Raw genomic sequence first — 14,748 nt, 5'->3', positions numbered from 1 at the left:
ACATGGTTAAAACTGACGAGGCAAAGCCATTTACTATGTTAAATTTATGTAACAGTCTTTGAAATAAGTTGCAATTTACTCTCGTTGATGTTAATATAATACTAGGAGGCATAGCTATGAAAAAATTTATTTTAGGACTTCTTATTGTTTTATGCTTTTTATGTTCTGCGAATGTATATGCACAGAACATAAATATAAGGATAGCGAATAAGAATTATAAAGCAGCATTAATAAATGTAAAGGTCGATGGAGAGGATAAACAAAGCAAGGAGATGCCAAGTTTTATCTATCAAAGAAGGACGCTTGTTCCAATCAGATTCTTATCCGAAACTTTTGGCGCGAGTGTTGATTGGAATAGTAAAAGTCAATCGGCTATCATAACTATGTCTGACAAGAGCATAGTCTTGACTATAGACAAGGCTGAGGCAACGATTAATGGCGTAACTAAGCCTATAGAAAAGGCCTACACTCCAAGGCTTGTTAGGGTTAATGGCGGCGGAGCGAGGACTTATGTTCCTCTAAGGTTTATCTCTGAACTTTTTGGCTACGAGGTAGGCTGGGACAATAAATCTCAGACAGCTACTATCAATACGAATACGCAAGTTAGTGAAGAGCCAAGTGGTGATGATGACGCCATCATACTACCGAGCGGGGACGATGAGCCTGATCAAATCAAGCCTGACAATCCGAGCATAAAGCCGAACACTAGTGAGCAGCCAAGCATTAAGCCCAATACTGATGGCTACGCACACTTGACAAACATTGTCGCTATTAGACATAATGACAGGGACGCGATTTTATTCCAAGGGCTAAAGGGCAAGTATAAAGTGACTAAACTTGATGGTCCTGATAGGCTTGTGCTTGATTTTGAAAAAGCTATATTTGATGATCCAGAGCTATATAGGGAGTATAATATAGTCATGAACGGCATCAAAGGCGTTAGAGCTAGTCAATTTGCTGACAATGACAAGTCTAAGTCTGATATGAATGTTAGGATAGTTATTGATATAGAAGATGCAAATATTGATTATAAGATAGAAGAAACAAATGATGGTCTTGTATTTTACACAAAGAAGTCGATGAAGTCTTTCTACTCTTACGATAGCAGAATTTTTGCTATCAAAAACACTGAGGGAAGAGTTTCTGATTACGTTTATGATGATCTAAAGAAGACCATCACCATGAACGTAGAGACTAGTAAAGAGCTTGAGACTGGTACTGAAGATTTTAAGGACCCATATATAAGGTCGCTTGTTGTAGAAAAGGCGCAAAATGGCTACACTTACACTATAAACCTAGTTAGAAACGTATCTTTAGAGAAAGTGGATGCTGGAAGTGCTGACTACGCAATAAAACTTAGTAGAATTATTAATAACAAGCCATCTGATTACTTAATCATGATTGATCCAGGTCATGGCGGAAGGGATCCTGGTTCTGTATCTAAGATTGACGGATCAAGTGAAACTGACTATATTCCGTATGTAGCTAGGTCTTTGGAAGCGAAGCTTAAGGCGGCTGGTTACAATGTTTTGAAGACTAACGATACTGTCGATGAATACGTCGATATATTTGAAAGAGCAAGGATGGCAAATAGAGTAAATGCGGACATCTTTGTAAGTATTCACGTTAATAGTGCTACTTCACCATCTGCAGCAGGCATAGAAGTCTGCTATTCTAGCGATGCAAAGCACAGCAACAAGACAAGAAATCAAAAAGAGTTTGCTAATTGCATACTAAATGCTGTTGGCAACCTTATTGGCAACAAGGGACGTGGCCTTAAGGAAGGCGCCTACGTTGTTACAAGAAATACGAATATGCCGGCGGCTCTACTTGAGATGGAATTTTTATCAAATAAAAATACTCTTGCGCTATTAAAGAGTCAAGCCTACCTTGATAAGATGGTCGATGGTCTATATAACGGCATTGTAGATTACTTGAACAATTATTATTAGAGGTTGATTATGAAAAAAGTTATTGTTTCAACAAACAATGAAAATAAATTAAAAGAGATTAAATTAATATTTCACGAGTTAGGTTATGAAGTTTTATCTAAGAAAGAGGCTGGCATAGCTGACTTCGATGTTGATGAGACAGGCGCTACACTAGAGGAGAACGCCTACATCAAGGCAAAGGCTCTTCGCGATATGGTGGACTGCGCTGTTATTAGCGATGACTCAGGTCTTTTCTGCGACGGTCTTTATGGCGAGCCAGGTATTTACTCAGCTCGTTACGCTGGGGAGCATGGTGATGATCATGGGAACAACGAGCTCTTACTCAAAAATCTTGAGGGCAGAGACAGAACGGCTCACTTCAAGAGCGTCATCTGCTTTATAGATGAAGATAATAAAGTTTTTTATGGCCATGGCAATGTTGATGGCGAGATACTTTATGAATACAGAGGCACAGGCGGTTTTGGCTACGACCCACTTTTCTTACCAAAGGGTCATGACAAGACTTATGCCGAGATAGGTACCGAAGAGAAAAATAAGTTTTCGCACAGAAAGAGGGCTTTGGAAGATATTAAGGAAAAGATCTTACTTGAGGAAAAACACAAAGAGCTATATAAAAAAGTAGACTTTGCTTTGACGCTTGATGAGATGAAAAATATTTTAAGAGTAAATAAGATAGCTGACGGCTCGAGAAGAGAGAATGACGCAGAACACAGCTTTCACGCGGCGGTCCTTGCGCCAGTTTTTAAGGACATGGGTAAGTTTGAAGTTGACGCAAATAAGACGGCGGTACTACTTTTGTATCATGACCTGATTGAAATATACGCTGGCGACACCTATTGCTATGACAAAAAAGGCAATGAGGACAAGAAGCAAAGAGAGAGCGAAGCGGCAGATAAATTATACTCAAAGCTTGATTCCTTAGGCGCTGAGCTTAGAAAATATTGGGATGAGTTTGAGGCAGCTGAGACAAACGAAGCGAAGTATGCGAATGCACTTGATAGGTTCCAACCACTCTTGATGCACTTTGCCTTTAACTCGCACTCGTGGCAAGATCACAAGATTACAAAGGAAGCCGTTCTTAAGAGGATGGCGCCTATAAAGATATATTCAGACGAAATGTATGATTTTGTCTTGGATTATGTAGAAAGTCAATTTAAGAAAGAGGAGATGATTTAATGAAAATTACAGTAAACGAGAAAAAAGGTATCAAGGTTTTACCAGTATTTGAAGATGATTTGAACTTCTTCGAAAAATCAGAGGGCCTTGATGCTTTAGTAGAAAAAGAGTACTTTACAGGCAAGGCAAGCGAAGTATTTGCAAAGCTTGGCGAAGATGAGATAATTTATCTTGGCCTTGGCAAAAAGGATGAGATCACTACTAAGAAGATTATAGTAGCTTTCTTTGAATTAGCGAAAGCACTTAGAAAGTACAAGATTAAAGACGCAAACATCATTTTCAATAAGAAGCTTGATAATATTTGCTATAGAACTACTATGAAGGCTATAGTTGATGGTCTTGCATGCTTTGACTATGATTTTGATAAATATTTAGCTGAAGACAAGAGGCCTACTAAGCTTGGAACTATTAACATAGAAGTTATTGAAGACAAAAAGGATAAAGCTATGTCTGCCATAGAAGAAGGTATGAATATCGCTGAGGGCTATTCACTAACAAAGGATTTAGTTAACACTCCTGCCATTGACATGTATCCAGAAGTTTTAGCTAAGAGAGCTAAGGAAGACCTTGAGCCGCTTGGCGTTACTGTTGAAGTATATGGCAAGAAAGAGATAGAAGATTTAGGTATGAAGGCGTTCCTAGCAGTTGCAGCTGGTTCAGACAAAGAGCCTAAGCTAATTGTTATGAAATATATGAATGGAGAAAAAGATGATAAGCTTACTGCACTTGTTGGTAAGGGCTTAACTTATGACTCAGGCGGATACTGCATCAAGCACCCACAAGGTATGGCTACAATGCATATGGATATGGGTGGAGCAGGTGCTGTTATAGGCGCAATGCACGCTATTGCCAAGAACAAAGTTAAGAAGAATGTTGTAGCTGTCGTTGCATCATGCGAAAACTTAATTTCAGGAAAGGCATACAAGACTGGCGACTTAATCGGATCAATGTCAGGTAAGACTATAGAAGTAGCTAACACTGACGCTGAGGGTAGACTTACTCTTGCTGATGCTATCTACTACGCATCAGATGTGCTTAAAGCTGATAGGATAGTTGACCTAGCTACACTTACAGGCGCTTGTGTAGTTGCACTTGGTTCATATAGAACTGGTGTTGTTACAAATAACGACGAGTTTATGAATGAAATGAACGAAGCATCAAAAAGAGCTGATGAAAAGCTATGGGTAATGCCTAACGACGATGAGTACAAGGACATGGTTAAGGGCACTATGACTGATTTACTAAACTCAGTACCTGGTGGCGCTGGTATGATTACAGCTGGTATGTTCCTAGAAAACTTCGTTAAGGAAGGAACTCCATGGATACACATGGACATAGCGGGAACTTCAGATACTTCAAAGGACTACGCACAATATAAAAAAGGCTCAACTGGCGTTCCAGTTAAGACACTTTACTACCTAGTAAATACTGAACACATTTGCCAATAGCTTAATATAGACAAAGCGAAAGCTCTTCTCATTTTGATATGAGAAGAGCTTTTTTAATGCAAAACTATCTACTTAAATATTTTTTATATGCTTCTTCGTCTAAAACCAAATCGAACTCACCTATAAACTCGGTAAAGTCATCTTCGTTTAAGAAGCCTCTTTTAAATCTGTATAAACCATCTTCATCGTCAAGCTTAAATATGCCGCCGAAGTCGTAGCGAGTAGCACCATGTTCCTTCGCATAATTAATCATTTCCCACTGCATTTGATAGTTGGGCATATAGTTTCTGTGAAGATTGTTTGACGCGCCGTACATGTACCACGCGTAGTCCTTATACATAATGAGTATCGCACTCGATAGAGGAGTTCCTTCAAAGTCTGATAAGAATATCTTTGCGTCATAATTATCTATAAGTCTCTTAAAATACTCTTTCGGTCTATAAGTTATACCGTTGCGCTCAGCCATGACCTTAGTCTCTTCGAAGAAGGTATTTAGGTCCTCATCCATTTGTGAGATCCTTGTCGTAACGCCTTTTCTGTAGCTTAGGCGAATGTTGTAGCGCGTCTTTGAATGGAAGCCCCCCAGTATATCGTCTTCACTTTTACTTATATCGATGATGGCGTTTCTTCTTGGCTGAATAAAGCTGTGTTCATCAGCGCCTCTCGTTCTTATTTTTAATTCTGTATCTTTGTATAAATCTATAAGTTTTTCATCGTAGGGAATGGCTGGATCAAATCTTAATAAAAATGCGTCCTTAAACTTATCCAATTTTTTCACTTCATCTACTAAGGCTAAAACAGTATCTTTATCATATATATCACAGACAGGTCCGCGATTAGCATAAAGAAGCCACTTTCCATCTATTGCCTTGATTGATAGTATGCTCATTGCGGCAACTATCTCGCCATCATTTTCTAAATAAACATAGTCCTCAGACCAATTGTTTTTAATCTTAGCCCAAGCCATATCCTGAGTTAAAAAGCTATGTTGATTTGACTTCACGAAGTCATCGTAGCGTTTTAGCTCAGACGCGTTATTTGTATCAAGTATCATCTAATTCACCAACTTTTTCTTAAAAAATTCTTCAAATCTCTTGTCGTATCTCGAGTAATATTCATCCAAACTTGCTTTTCTCTTTGCGTTCAAGTCCTTTCTATAGTATAGCGCCATGTTTTCAATATCGTCACTGTAGCTACTCATCTTTTCCTTTGCGGCATCGCTTTCGATGTATTTTAATACAGTTTCGTATCTTGCTCCCAAGAATAAAAACTTATCCTTGCCAATGATTATCTCGTCATCCTTATGATAGACAAAGTCATTGACAAGCGCTTCAGCTAAGTTCGCGCCCGCAAGCGTTGAGAAGAAAGAGGAGCGTCCTTGTCTAAGATTGATTTCAAAAACCTTGTACTCTTTTGTTCTGTCATCAAGCTTGATATCAAAGTTTGCCAGACCACGATAATTTATTTTCTCCAAGAAATTTTTTATCATGGGGAAGATCTTTTCGTAGGCATCTTGACTTGCATCAGCTATGGCAAGGTAGTTACCAATAAGTAGTGGGGTAGGGTCCTCCATAAGAGCTCTTCCTAGGGAGAATAGTTTTAGCTTGCCATTGCTATCGACGTAGGCGTTAACCACGTGCATGTTTGAGTCAGCTCCTTCAATAAATTCTTGAGCTATCATGTAGTCGTCGTAGCCATTAGCATAAATATCATTAAGAGCCTTATTTAATTCAGCTTCATTTTTTAATATATATGCTTTTTTCTTGCCATCGAAGTCCAAAAAGAAGTACTCAACACTGTTCGATGGCTTTAAGACCATAGGAAAGTCAAAGCTTGTCTTGTAGCTCTTGTAATTATCCTTGTTAATGTATTCGCTCTTTGGATACTTAAGACCATACTTTTCGCATAAGTCGTAGAAGTTCTTCTTCAGTATTAGCTCATTAAGCATGGACTTGTCTGTAAATGGCAAATTATATCCACTAATCCTATCTTTGTTCATAATGACTCTTTCTGCATATGAGTCAGACGATGCTACTAGTATAAGCTCCTTATCTTGATGCGCTTCTTTAATTTTATTTAGCTCATCAAGCATGATAGCATCGTCATCTAAGTCCTTATTGATTATTATATCGACAATATCAGAGTTCTCAGTCATAAGCAGCCTTGCCTTACCTAAGACCAAAGACTTAATGCCGTATTTCATATGAAAGCTTCTCGCCATAGAGTAGCTGTTAACATCTGTTCCTAATATAACTGGTAAAAAATTCATAATTATCTCCTTTATATATATAACTATAATTATTATAACATAAACGAGGGCCACTTGCATAATAATAAAAATTTTAATCATTCTTTGTAATTCATGGTCAAAATATGTTATAATTATACAGGAGGTCTTTTTATGGAAAATAATTTTGATGATAATAATAAAAACATTGATATAAATGAAGAAGCAAAGGCAGCGAGCGAGAATGAAATTTTAGAAGCTGCTGAGGCGATGGCTAAGGCAAAGGAAGATGACATCAAGTCGTGGATATACTCGATAGTTATCACTGTAGCCATCACTTTATTCTTGGTGAACTTTGTCTTTGCTCTAACAAGGGTTGAAGGCATATCGATGGAGCCGACCCTACATACGGGCGACAGGGTCTTCGAGTGGAAGCTGTTTAAGTACTTCAAAGAGCCAAATAGAGGCGACATAGTCGTTATCAAGGGCGAGAAGACTAATAACGAGCACTATATCAAGAGGCTCATCGGACTAGCGGGCGACGTTATTGACATCATCGACGGCGATGTTTACGTCAATGGTAATAAGCTAGACGAACCGTACCTAGATAGAAAAACTAGCGAGCAAAACGGCAACCACTGGGTTGTGCCTGATGACTCATACTTTGTTATGGGGGACAATAGAGAAGGCGGTAACTCATATGACTCAAGGAGTTTCGGGCCTGTAGAGAAAAAATATTTACAAGGTAAGGCCGTATTTAGATTTTGGCCTTTGAATAAATTAAAAATATTTAGATAGGATGATAAGATGAATCAAAAATATATTCGTAACTTTTCAATCATAGCGCACATCGACCACGGTAAATCTACTTTGGCTGATAGAATCATTGAAAAGACTGGCTTACTTACTCAAAGAGAGATGCAATCACAAGTTTTGGATAGTATGGATCTTGAAAGAGAAAGAGGAATAACAATTAAATTAAAGGCTATACGCTTGATATATAAAGCAAATGACGGCCAGGACTATATACTAAACCTTATAGATACGCCCGGCCACGTCGATTTTAACTACGAAGTGAGTAGATCATTAAAGGCATGTGAGGGCGCGATACTTGTTGTTGACGCGACTCAAGGCGTTGAAGCGCAAACGCTTTCTAACGTCTATTTAGCTTTGGACCAAGACCTAGAGATACTTCCTGTTATCAATAAGATGGATTTGCCAAGCGCAAGACCAGATGAAGTTAAAGAAGAGATTGAAGATATCATCGGCCTTGATACGACTGATGCGCCACTAATCAGTGCAAAGAGCGGACTTAATATTGAAGATGTTTTAGAGGACATCGTTAAAAATGTTCCGCCGCCAAATGGCGATAAGGATAAACCTTTAAAGGCACTTATCTTTGACTCGATATATGATGCTTACAGAGGAGTTATCTGCTACATCAGAGTTTTTGACGGCGTTATTAAAAAAGGCACTCAAATAAAGATGATGCAAACAGGAACTACATTTGAAGTTGATGAAGTTGGTGTAAATAACACATCTTTATTAAAGAAGGAAACGCTTGAAGCAGGTGAAGTAGGCTACTTTACTGCACAGATTAAAAATGTGAAAGACGCCAGAGTTGGTGACACAATAACTTATCTAGACAATCCAACAGATAAGCCACTAAGCGGTTACAAGAAGGTCGTACCAATGGTTTACTGCGGTATATATCCAGCAGAGGGCGAGGACTTTAACAGCGTTAGAGAGGCTCTTGAAAAGCTTCAAGTTAATGACGCATCTCTTGTATTTGAAGCAGAAAATTCAGCCGCACTTGGCTTTGGCTTTAGATGCGGTTTCTTAGGCCTTCTTCACATGGAGATAATTACTGAAAGGCTTGAAAGAGAATTTAATCTAAATATAATCTCGACTGCGCCATCAGTTATTTACGAAGTTCATAAAAAAGATGGCACTATGATGATACAAAACCCATCGAATCTTCCTGACCCAAGTGAAATTGATTACATGGAAGAGCCTATGGTTAACGCAGAGATTATGACGCCAAAGGATTATGTTGGAGCAATTATGGACATCTGTCAAAATAGACGTGGCGAGTTCATTAACATGGAATACCTTGATCAAACAAGGGTTACGCTTCACTATAGAATGCCACTAAACGAGGTTATATACGACTTCTTCGATGCACTTAAGTCAAATACAAAGGGCTACGCATCGCTTGACTACGAAATCTCAGGATATCAAAGAAGTGAGCTTGTTAAGGTTGACATACTTATCAATGGCGAGCTTATCGACGCATTCAGCTTAATCTTACACGAGTCAAACGCTTATGAAAGAAGCAGATCCATAGTCGAAGGCTTAAAGGACGTTATACCAAGACATCAATTCCAAATACCTATACAAGCGGCTATCGGCTCAAAGATTATCGCGAGAGAAACTATCAAAGCTCTTAGAAAAGACGTTCTTGCAAAGTGCTACGGCGGCGACATTTCAAGAAAGAAAAAACTACTTGAAAAGCAAAAAGAAGGTAAGAAGAGGATGCGCCAAATTGGCTCTGTAGAACTACCTCAAGAGGCCTTTCTTTCAGTATTGAAGTATAAGGAAAAGAAATAATGAATAAATTAGGAATATATATACATATTCCTTTCTGTGAAAGAAGATGTAAATATTGCGATTTTACATCTTCTATTTTTAATCAAGACAGAATGAAGGATTATGTAGATTATTTATTATTAGAAATAAAAAATAATGAAGAGCTCTTAAAAAATTATATTGTCGACACTATATTTATAGGTGGAGGCACGCCATCTTTATTAAGTGTAGAGGACTTAAGACGCCTTGTTGATGGCTTAGCGGGGGTTATAAACTTAGATGAAAATTATGAATTTACTATAGAAACAAATCCAAACTCAATAAGCGAAGAAAAATTACTAGCTTATAGAGAGCTTGGCATAAACAGAATTTCTATAGGTGTGCAAAGCTTTAACGATAGGCTTTTACGCATCATAGGCAGGCTTCATACGTCTGATGAGGCGCGTGCAAAGATTAAATTAGCAAAGAAATATTTTGACAATCTTAGTTTAGATTTTATATTCTCACTACCGACAGAAACTTTATCGGATGTGATAGCATCAATAGATGAAGCAAGTGATTTAGGCGCCACACACATATCGCTTTACTCACTAATACTTGAGGAGGGTACTAAACTTAATGCACTTGTCGAGAAAGGCGTCTATAGGGTGAACGATCAAGTGACAGATAGGCTCATATATAGAAAGGCGACTCATCACTTAGAAAGCCTTGGCTACAAGCAATATGAAATTTCGAACTTTGCCAAGAACGGATGCTACTCAAGGCATAATTACAAGTACTGGTCCATGGATGAGTACCTAGGACTTGGCATGTCGGCGCATTCACTTATTAAAAATAAAAGATTTTTTAACGCGAGCACTTTTAACGAGTACTTTGCCGATGTGAAGAAAAATGTCTATCACGATGAAGAAATTTTAACTAGAGAAGATAAAATCACTGAGTATATAATTTTTAAGCTAAGGACAAACGAAGGCATAATTATAAACGAGATCAATAGAAAATACGATATAAATTTTGAAGATATATATAAGGAAGAATTAGCTAAGGCGATAAATGAAAAGCTGTTAAAAAAATGTGACGGCAGATACTTTTACACAGAGCTTGGCAGAGACCTTGCGAATCAAGTAGAAATACTTTTTGTATAAGGAGAGGCTATGGACGAAATAATTAAAAGAGCGATTGATTATCTTGAAAATATTTTTGATGGCAACTCAGATGGTCACGGCGCAGATCACAGCCTAAGAGTTTATAATAACGCGCTTAATATAAGAAAGTCTTATGAATGCAAAGAGCTTTATGTAGATTTAGGAGCTTTGCTTCATGATGTGGACGACCATAAACTATTCAAGAATAAAAATAATGAAAACGCAAGAAAATTTTTATGCGAAAATGATTTTGATAGTGAAGCGACTGAAGATATTATTGAGATTATCAATTCAGTTTCATTTACAAAGAATAAGGGGACTAAGCCAAAGACGCTCGAAGCATCTATAGTTCAAGACGCTGACAGACTTGACGCGATAGGCGCGATAGGCGTGGCGAGAACCTTTATGTATAGCGGCAAGAACGGCCGCGGAATAGCGGACTCACTTAAACACTTCGATGAGAAACTCTTATTACTAAAGGATATGATGAACACGGACGAAGCTAAAAGGTTCGCTGAAAAAAGAGATAGCTTTATGAAAGAATTTTTATCTGAAATAAATGATGAGCTTAATTATAAAAAATAGAATACTAAATGTAAAAGGCGATAATATCGTCTTTTTTTATGCATTTAGAGCAATGTTTTGCAAATATTTTGAAAAAAAGTAAATATTTTTGAAAAAAGCTTGATTTTTTTATTATTTTGGGTATAATAGAAATAGAGTTAGCACTCACCAGTGAAGAGTGCTAACAAAAATAATGGAAGGTGATCAATTGGATGAGAGAAAATTAAAGATTTTAAAAGCTATAATCAGCTCATACAATGAAACTGGTGAACCGGTTGGCTCGAGGCTTGTCGCCAAGAACGAGTCCATAGGTCTTAGCTCGGCAACTATTAGAAACGAGATGCAAGACCTTGAAGAAGCGGGCTACTTAATAAAAACTCATCTTTCTAGCGGAAGAGTGCCATCACAAAAAGCATATCGCTTGTATGTTGACATGGTAGTTCAAAAAGACTTCGAAAAGCTTTCGTCTACAGAAAAGAAAATTTTCTTAGATGATATAAATGACAAGTCGAAGAACTTAGATAGTATGATAGGAAAGATGTCAAAGCTATTGTCAAGCCTAACTGATTTTACATCGATTGCTTATATTAGGCACAAAGGCGAGACAAAGCTAAAGAGTTTAGAGCTTTTAAAAGTCGACGAAAACAAAATACTTGCTATCTTTGTCTACGAGAACTTTGCCATTGACAAGACATTAATTACGCTTAATGAAGAGATAAGTGAAGAGGAAGTAAATTACTTTAAGGAGATTTTAAATAAGAATCTTGCTGGCAAGTCCATAAACTCACTTGATTTCAATTCATTGAAGCATGAAAAGGACAGTCTAGTTAATTATAAGACCATACTAGAGAGCGTTTTGGAAAAGTTTTCACAAAAAGACGAGACAAATAGCGCAGACAAGATATTCCTTGAAGGAATAAATAAGATTTTGAATTATCCAGAGTATTCTGACTTTGACAAGGCTAGAGAGCTTATAGAGCTCTTAGAAGACAAAAGAGGTCTACTTAATATCTTAGAGAATGAAAATTTGGATAATGATCTTGTCATTAAGATAGGTAATGAGAATGAAATCGACATCTTCGACAACATTGCTCTAGTACTTAAGAACGTAAACATCTTGGATAATGAAGTTACTTTTGGTTTAATCGCTCCAATGAGAATTGATTACAAAAAAGTTCTTTCTATATTTGATGATTTTTATAATGATGATTTATTTTAGGAGGGATTAAATGGAAAAAGATAAAAAACTGAATGAAGATATGGAAGAAGAAAAGCTTATAAATGAAGAAGCAGTAGATGAAGCAGAAGAAGTTCAAGAAAAAGCTGATTCTGATGAGCAAGATAGCTTAGCATCTGAAATAAATGATCTTCAAACAAAACTTGTAAGATTACAAGCGGACTTTCAAAATTACAAGAAGAGAGTAGAGAAAGAAAAGGACGACTTGGTATCGATAGGTGTTGTAAGCATTGCAAATGAGATACTTCCTGTTATAGATAACTTCGAGAGAGCCTTGGAACACGAGGGCGAGAGCGGATCGTTTAAAGAAGGCATGGAGCTTATCTACGAAGGATTAAAAAATGCTCTTAAAGCAAAGGGCATAGTTGAATTAAAAGCACTAGGTGAGGACTTTAACCCAGACTTTCATCAAGCGGTATCTATGGGCCACAGCGATGAATACAAAGAAAATCAAGTCATAGAAGTTTTATTAAAAGGTTATGAATACAATGGCAAGGTTATTCGCCATGCCATGGTTATAGTAAATAAATAAGAAAATATATTAAGGAGGAATAAATTATGGGAAAAATAATTGGTATTGACTTAGGTACAACAAACTCATGTGTATCAGTAATGGAAGGTGGAGAAGCGATAATCATTCCTAACGTTGAAGGTAACAGAACTACTCCATCAGTAGTAGCATTTACAAAAGACGGAGAAAGATTAGTAGGAGAAACAGCTAAGAGACAAGCAATCACAAATCCAGACAGAACTATATCATCAATCAAAAGAGAGATGGGTAGCAACTATAAGATTGACATAGACGGAAAAGATTATACACCACAAGATATATCAGCAATGATATTACAAAAATTAAAAGCAGACGCAGAAAGCTATTTAGGCGAAACAATTTCAGAAGCAGTTATCACTGTTCCTGCATACTTCACAGACGCTCAAAGACAAGCTACTAAGGATGCTGGTAAGATAGCAGGACTTGAAGTTAAGAGAATCATTAACGAGCCAACAGCAGCAGCACTTGCTTATGGCATGGACAAAGAGCACGGCCAACACAAGATTATGGTATATGACTTAGGTGGAGGTACATTCGACGTTTCTATACTAGAAGTAGGCGACGGCGTTTTTGAAGTACTAGCAACTAGAGGTAATAACAAGCTTGGTGGAGACGACTTTGACCAAAGAATCATAAATTATATAGCAGATAATTTCAAAAAGGAAAATGGCGTAGACTTAACTCAAGACAAGATGAGCTTACAAAGATTAAAAGAAGCAGCAGAAAAGGCTAAGAAAGAGCTTTCTACTACAATGACAACAAACATCAACTTACCATTCATCTCTGCTACAGCAGCTGGTCCACTTCACTTGAATATGGACTTAACAAGAGCAAAGTTTAATGAACTTACTCATGACTTAGTTGATAAAACTACTGAACCAGTTAAGAGCGCTATCAAAGACGCTGGTATTAGTGCAAGTGAAATCGATAAGGTTCTATTAGTTGGTGGTTCAACAAGAATCCCAGCTGTTCAAGAAGCTGTTAAACAAATCATTGGTAAAGATCCTCAAAAGGACATCAACCCAGATGAATGCGTTGCTATCGGTGCATCAATTCAAGGCGGTGTATTAACAGGCGAAGTTAAAGACTTGTTATTACTAGACGTTACACCACTATCACTTGGACTAGAAACACTTGGCGGAGTAACTACAAGACTTATCGAAAGAAACACAACTATTCCAACAAAGAAATCACAAATATTCACAACAGCAGCTGACTCACAAACATCAGTTGATATACACGTACTTCAAGGTGAAAGAGAGATGGCAGCCGACAATACTACACTTGGTCGCTTCCAACTAGAAGGTATAGCACCAGCACCAAGAGGAATCCCTCAAATCGAAGTAACATTTGATATCGATGCGAACGGTATTGTTAATGTATCAGCAAAGGATTTAGGTACAGGTAAAGAACAAAAGATTACTATCACAGCTTCATCTAACTTATCAAAAGATGATATAGATAAAAAAGTTAAAGAAGCAGAAGAATTTGCTCAACAAGATAAGAAGAAAAAAGAAAATATCGAAGTAAAGAATAACGCTGATCAAATGGTTTACCAAACAGAAAAGCTTATGAAGGACCTTGAAGGCAAAATCTCTGACGATGAAAAGAAAGATATAGAAGCAAAACTTGCTGATCTTAAGAAAGCAAGCGAAGGCTCAGACTATGACGATATGAAGAAGAAGACAGAAGATTTAACACAAGCCTTCTATAAAGTTTCAGAACAATTGTATAAACAAAGTGCAGAAGCAGGTGCAGCTGGAGCTGAAGCAGGCGCACAAGGCTCTGAAGAACACAAAGGTGACGATGATGTAGTTGATGGTGACTACGAAGTAGTTGACGAAGACGATAAATAAGATT

At 37.4% G+C, this 14,748-nt stretch carries 12 protein-coding genes; 10 read left to right on the top strand and 2 right to left on the bottom strand.

The window, feature by feature from the left end; translation table 11 throughout:
- Nucleotides 1-116 precede the first annotated feature (116 nt).
- The 3 genes from AC1EJ0_RS06095 to AC1EJ0_RS06085 are packed head-to-tail and all read left to right on the top strand — an operon-like array spanning nucleotide 117 to nucleotide 4,576.
- Nucleotides 117-1,952, top strand: coding sequence for an N-acetylmuramoyl-L-alanine amidase family protein (locus tag AC1EJ0_RS06095; protein WP_480023633.1), 1,836 nt, complete (start codon nucleotides 117-119; stop codon nucleotides 1,950-1,952).
- A gap of 9 nt (nucleotides 1,953-1,961) precedes the next feature.
- Nucleotides 1,962-3,128: an RdgB/HAM1 family non-canonical purine NTP pyrophosphatase gene (rdgB, locus tag AC1EJ0_RS06090; protein ID WP_480023632.1), complete on the top strand. Its 1,167-nt coding sequence runs from the start codon at nucleotides 1,962-1,964 to the stop codon at nucleotides 3,126-3,128.
- Nucleotides 3,128-4,576 (top strand): leucyl aminopeptidase, encoded by a 1,449-nt coding sequence (locus AC1EJ0_RS06085; protein WP_480023631.1) that lies wholly within the window; start codon nucleotides 3,128-3,130, stop codon nucleotides 4,574-4,576. The genes rdgB and AC1EJ0_RS06085 overlap by 1 nt, the downstream gene beginning before the upstream one ends.
- A gap of 64 nt (nucleotides 4,577-4,640) precedes the next feature.
- On the opposite strand, the gene AC1EJ0_RS06080 is transcribed toward AC1EJ0_RS06085, so the two are convergent.
- A complete protein-coding gene (locus tag AC1EJ0_RS06080) occupies nucleotides 4,641-5,630 on the bottom strand; it encodes a lipid II:glycine glycyltransferase FemX (protein WP_480023630.1) in 990 nt (329 codons plus the stop codon).
- Nucleotides 5,631-6,845, bottom strand: coding sequence for a carboxylate--amine ligase (locus AC1EJ0_RS06075; RefSeq protein WP_480023629.1), 1,215 nt, complete (start codon nucleotides 6,843-6,845; stop codon nucleotides 5,631-5,633).
- A gap of 132 nt (nucleotides 6,846-6,977) precedes the next feature.
- On the opposite strand from AC1EJ0_RS06075, the gene lepB reads away from it, so the two are divergent.
- The 7 genes from lepB (at nucleotide 6,978) to dnaK (ending at nucleotide 14,744) form a co-directional block, all read left to right on the top strand.
- Nucleotides 6,978-7,601: a signal peptidase I gene (lepB, locus tag AC1EJ0_RS06070; protein WP_480023628.1), complete on the top strand. Its 624-nt coding sequence runs from the start codon at nucleotides 6,978-6,980 to the stop codon at nucleotides 7,599-7,601.
- 9 nt (nucleotides 7,602-7,610) lie between these two features.
- Nucleotides 7,611-9,413, top strand: coding sequence for a translation elongation factor 4 (gene lepA / locus AC1EJ0_RS06065; protein ID WP_480023627.1), 1,803 nt, complete (start codon nucleotides 7,611-7,613; stop codon nucleotides 9,411-9,413).
- Nucleotides 9,413-10,537 (top strand): radical SAM family heme chaperone HemW, encoded by a 1,125-nt coding sequence (hemW, locus tag AC1EJ0_RS06060; protein WP_480023626.1) that lies wholly within the window; start codon nucleotides 9,413-9,415, stop codon nucleotides 10,535-10,537. Before lepA ends, hemW begins: the two co-directional genes overlap by 1 nt.
- A 9-nt stretch (nucleotides 10,538-10,546) precedes the next feature.
- Nucleotides 10,547-11,122: an HD domain-containing protein gene (locus tag AC1EJ0_RS06055; RefSeq protein ID WP_480023625.1), complete on the top strand. Its 576-nt coding sequence runs from the start codon at nucleotides 10,547-10,549 to the stop codon at nucleotides 11,120-11,122.
- A 187-nt stretch (nucleotides 11,123-11,309) separates the two neighbouring features.
- Nucleotides 11,310-12,320: a heat-inducible transcriptional repressor HrcA gene (gene hrcA / locus AC1EJ0_RS06050; RefSeq protein ID WP_480023624.1), complete on the top strand. Its 1,011-nt coding sequence runs from the start codon at nucleotides 11,310-11,312 to the stop codon at nucleotides 12,318-12,320.
- A gap of 10 nt (nucleotides 12,321-12,330) precedes the next feature.
- Nucleotides 12,331-12,870 carry a nucleotide exchange factor GrpE gene (grpE, locus tag AC1EJ0_RS06045; RefSeq protein ID WP_480023623.1) on the top strand — a complete coding sequence of 180 codons (540 nt, stop codon included), beginning with the start codon at nucleotides 12,331-12,333 and terminating at the stop codon, nucleotides 12,868-12,870.
- Between the two features lie 26 nt (nucleotides 12,871-12,896).
- On the top strand, nucleotides 12,897-14,744 hold the full coding sequence (gene dnaK, locus AC1EJ0_RS06040; RefSeq protein ID WP_480023622.1) for a molecular chaperone DnaK: 1,848 nt from the start codon (nucleotides 12,897-12,899) through the stop codon (nucleotides 14,742-14,744).
- The last annotated feature ends 4 nt before the right edge of the window (nucleotides 14,745-14,748 follow it).

This window comes from Fenollaria sp. C0166D3, from assembly GCF_056590255.1.
Note: the sequence above shows the minus strand (reverse complement) of the source record. Positions and strands in the feature narration are given on the sequence as shown.

Coding starts and splice junctions, on each gene's coding strand:
- AC1EJ0_RS06095 (WP_480023633.1), top strand. CDS start 117: ATGAAAAAATTTATTTTAGGACTTCTTATTGTTTTATGCTTTTTATGT.
- rdgB (WP_480023632.1), top strand. CDS start 1,962: ATGAAAAAAGTTATTGTTTCAACAAACAATGAAAATAAATTAAAAGAG.
- AC1EJ0_RS06085 (WP_480023631.1), top strand. CDS start 3,128: ATGAAAATTACAGTAAACGAGAAAAAAGGTATCAAGGTTTTACCAGTA.
- AC1EJ0_RS06080 (WP_480023630.1), bottom strand. CDS start 5,630: ATGATACTTGATACAAATAACGCGTCTGAGCTAAAACGCTACGATGAC.
- AC1EJ0_RS06075 (WP_480023629.1), bottom strand. CDS start 6,845: ATGAATTTTTTACCAGTTATATTAGGAACAGATGTTAACAGCTACTCT.
- lepB (WP_480023628.1), top strand. CDS start 6,978: ATGGAAAATAATTTTGATGATAATAATAAAAACATTGATATAAATGAA.
- lepA (WP_480023627.1), top strand. CDS start 7,611: ATGAATCAAAAATATATTCGTAACTTTTCAATCATAGCGCACATCGAC.
- hemW (WP_480023626.1), top strand. CDS start 9,413: ATGAATAAATTAGGAATATATATACATATTCCTTTCTGTGAAAGAAGA.
- AC1EJ0_RS06055 (WP_480023625.1), top strand. CDS start 10,547: ATGGACGAAATAATTAAAAGAGCGATTGATTATCTTGAAAATATTTTT.
- grpE (WP_480023623.1), top strand. CDS start 12,331: ATGGAAAAAGATAAAAAACTGAATGAAGATATGGAAGAAGAAAAGCTT.
- dnaK (WP_480023622.1), top strand. CDS start 12,897: ATGGGAAAAATAATTGGTATTGACTTAGGTACAACAAACTCATGTGTA.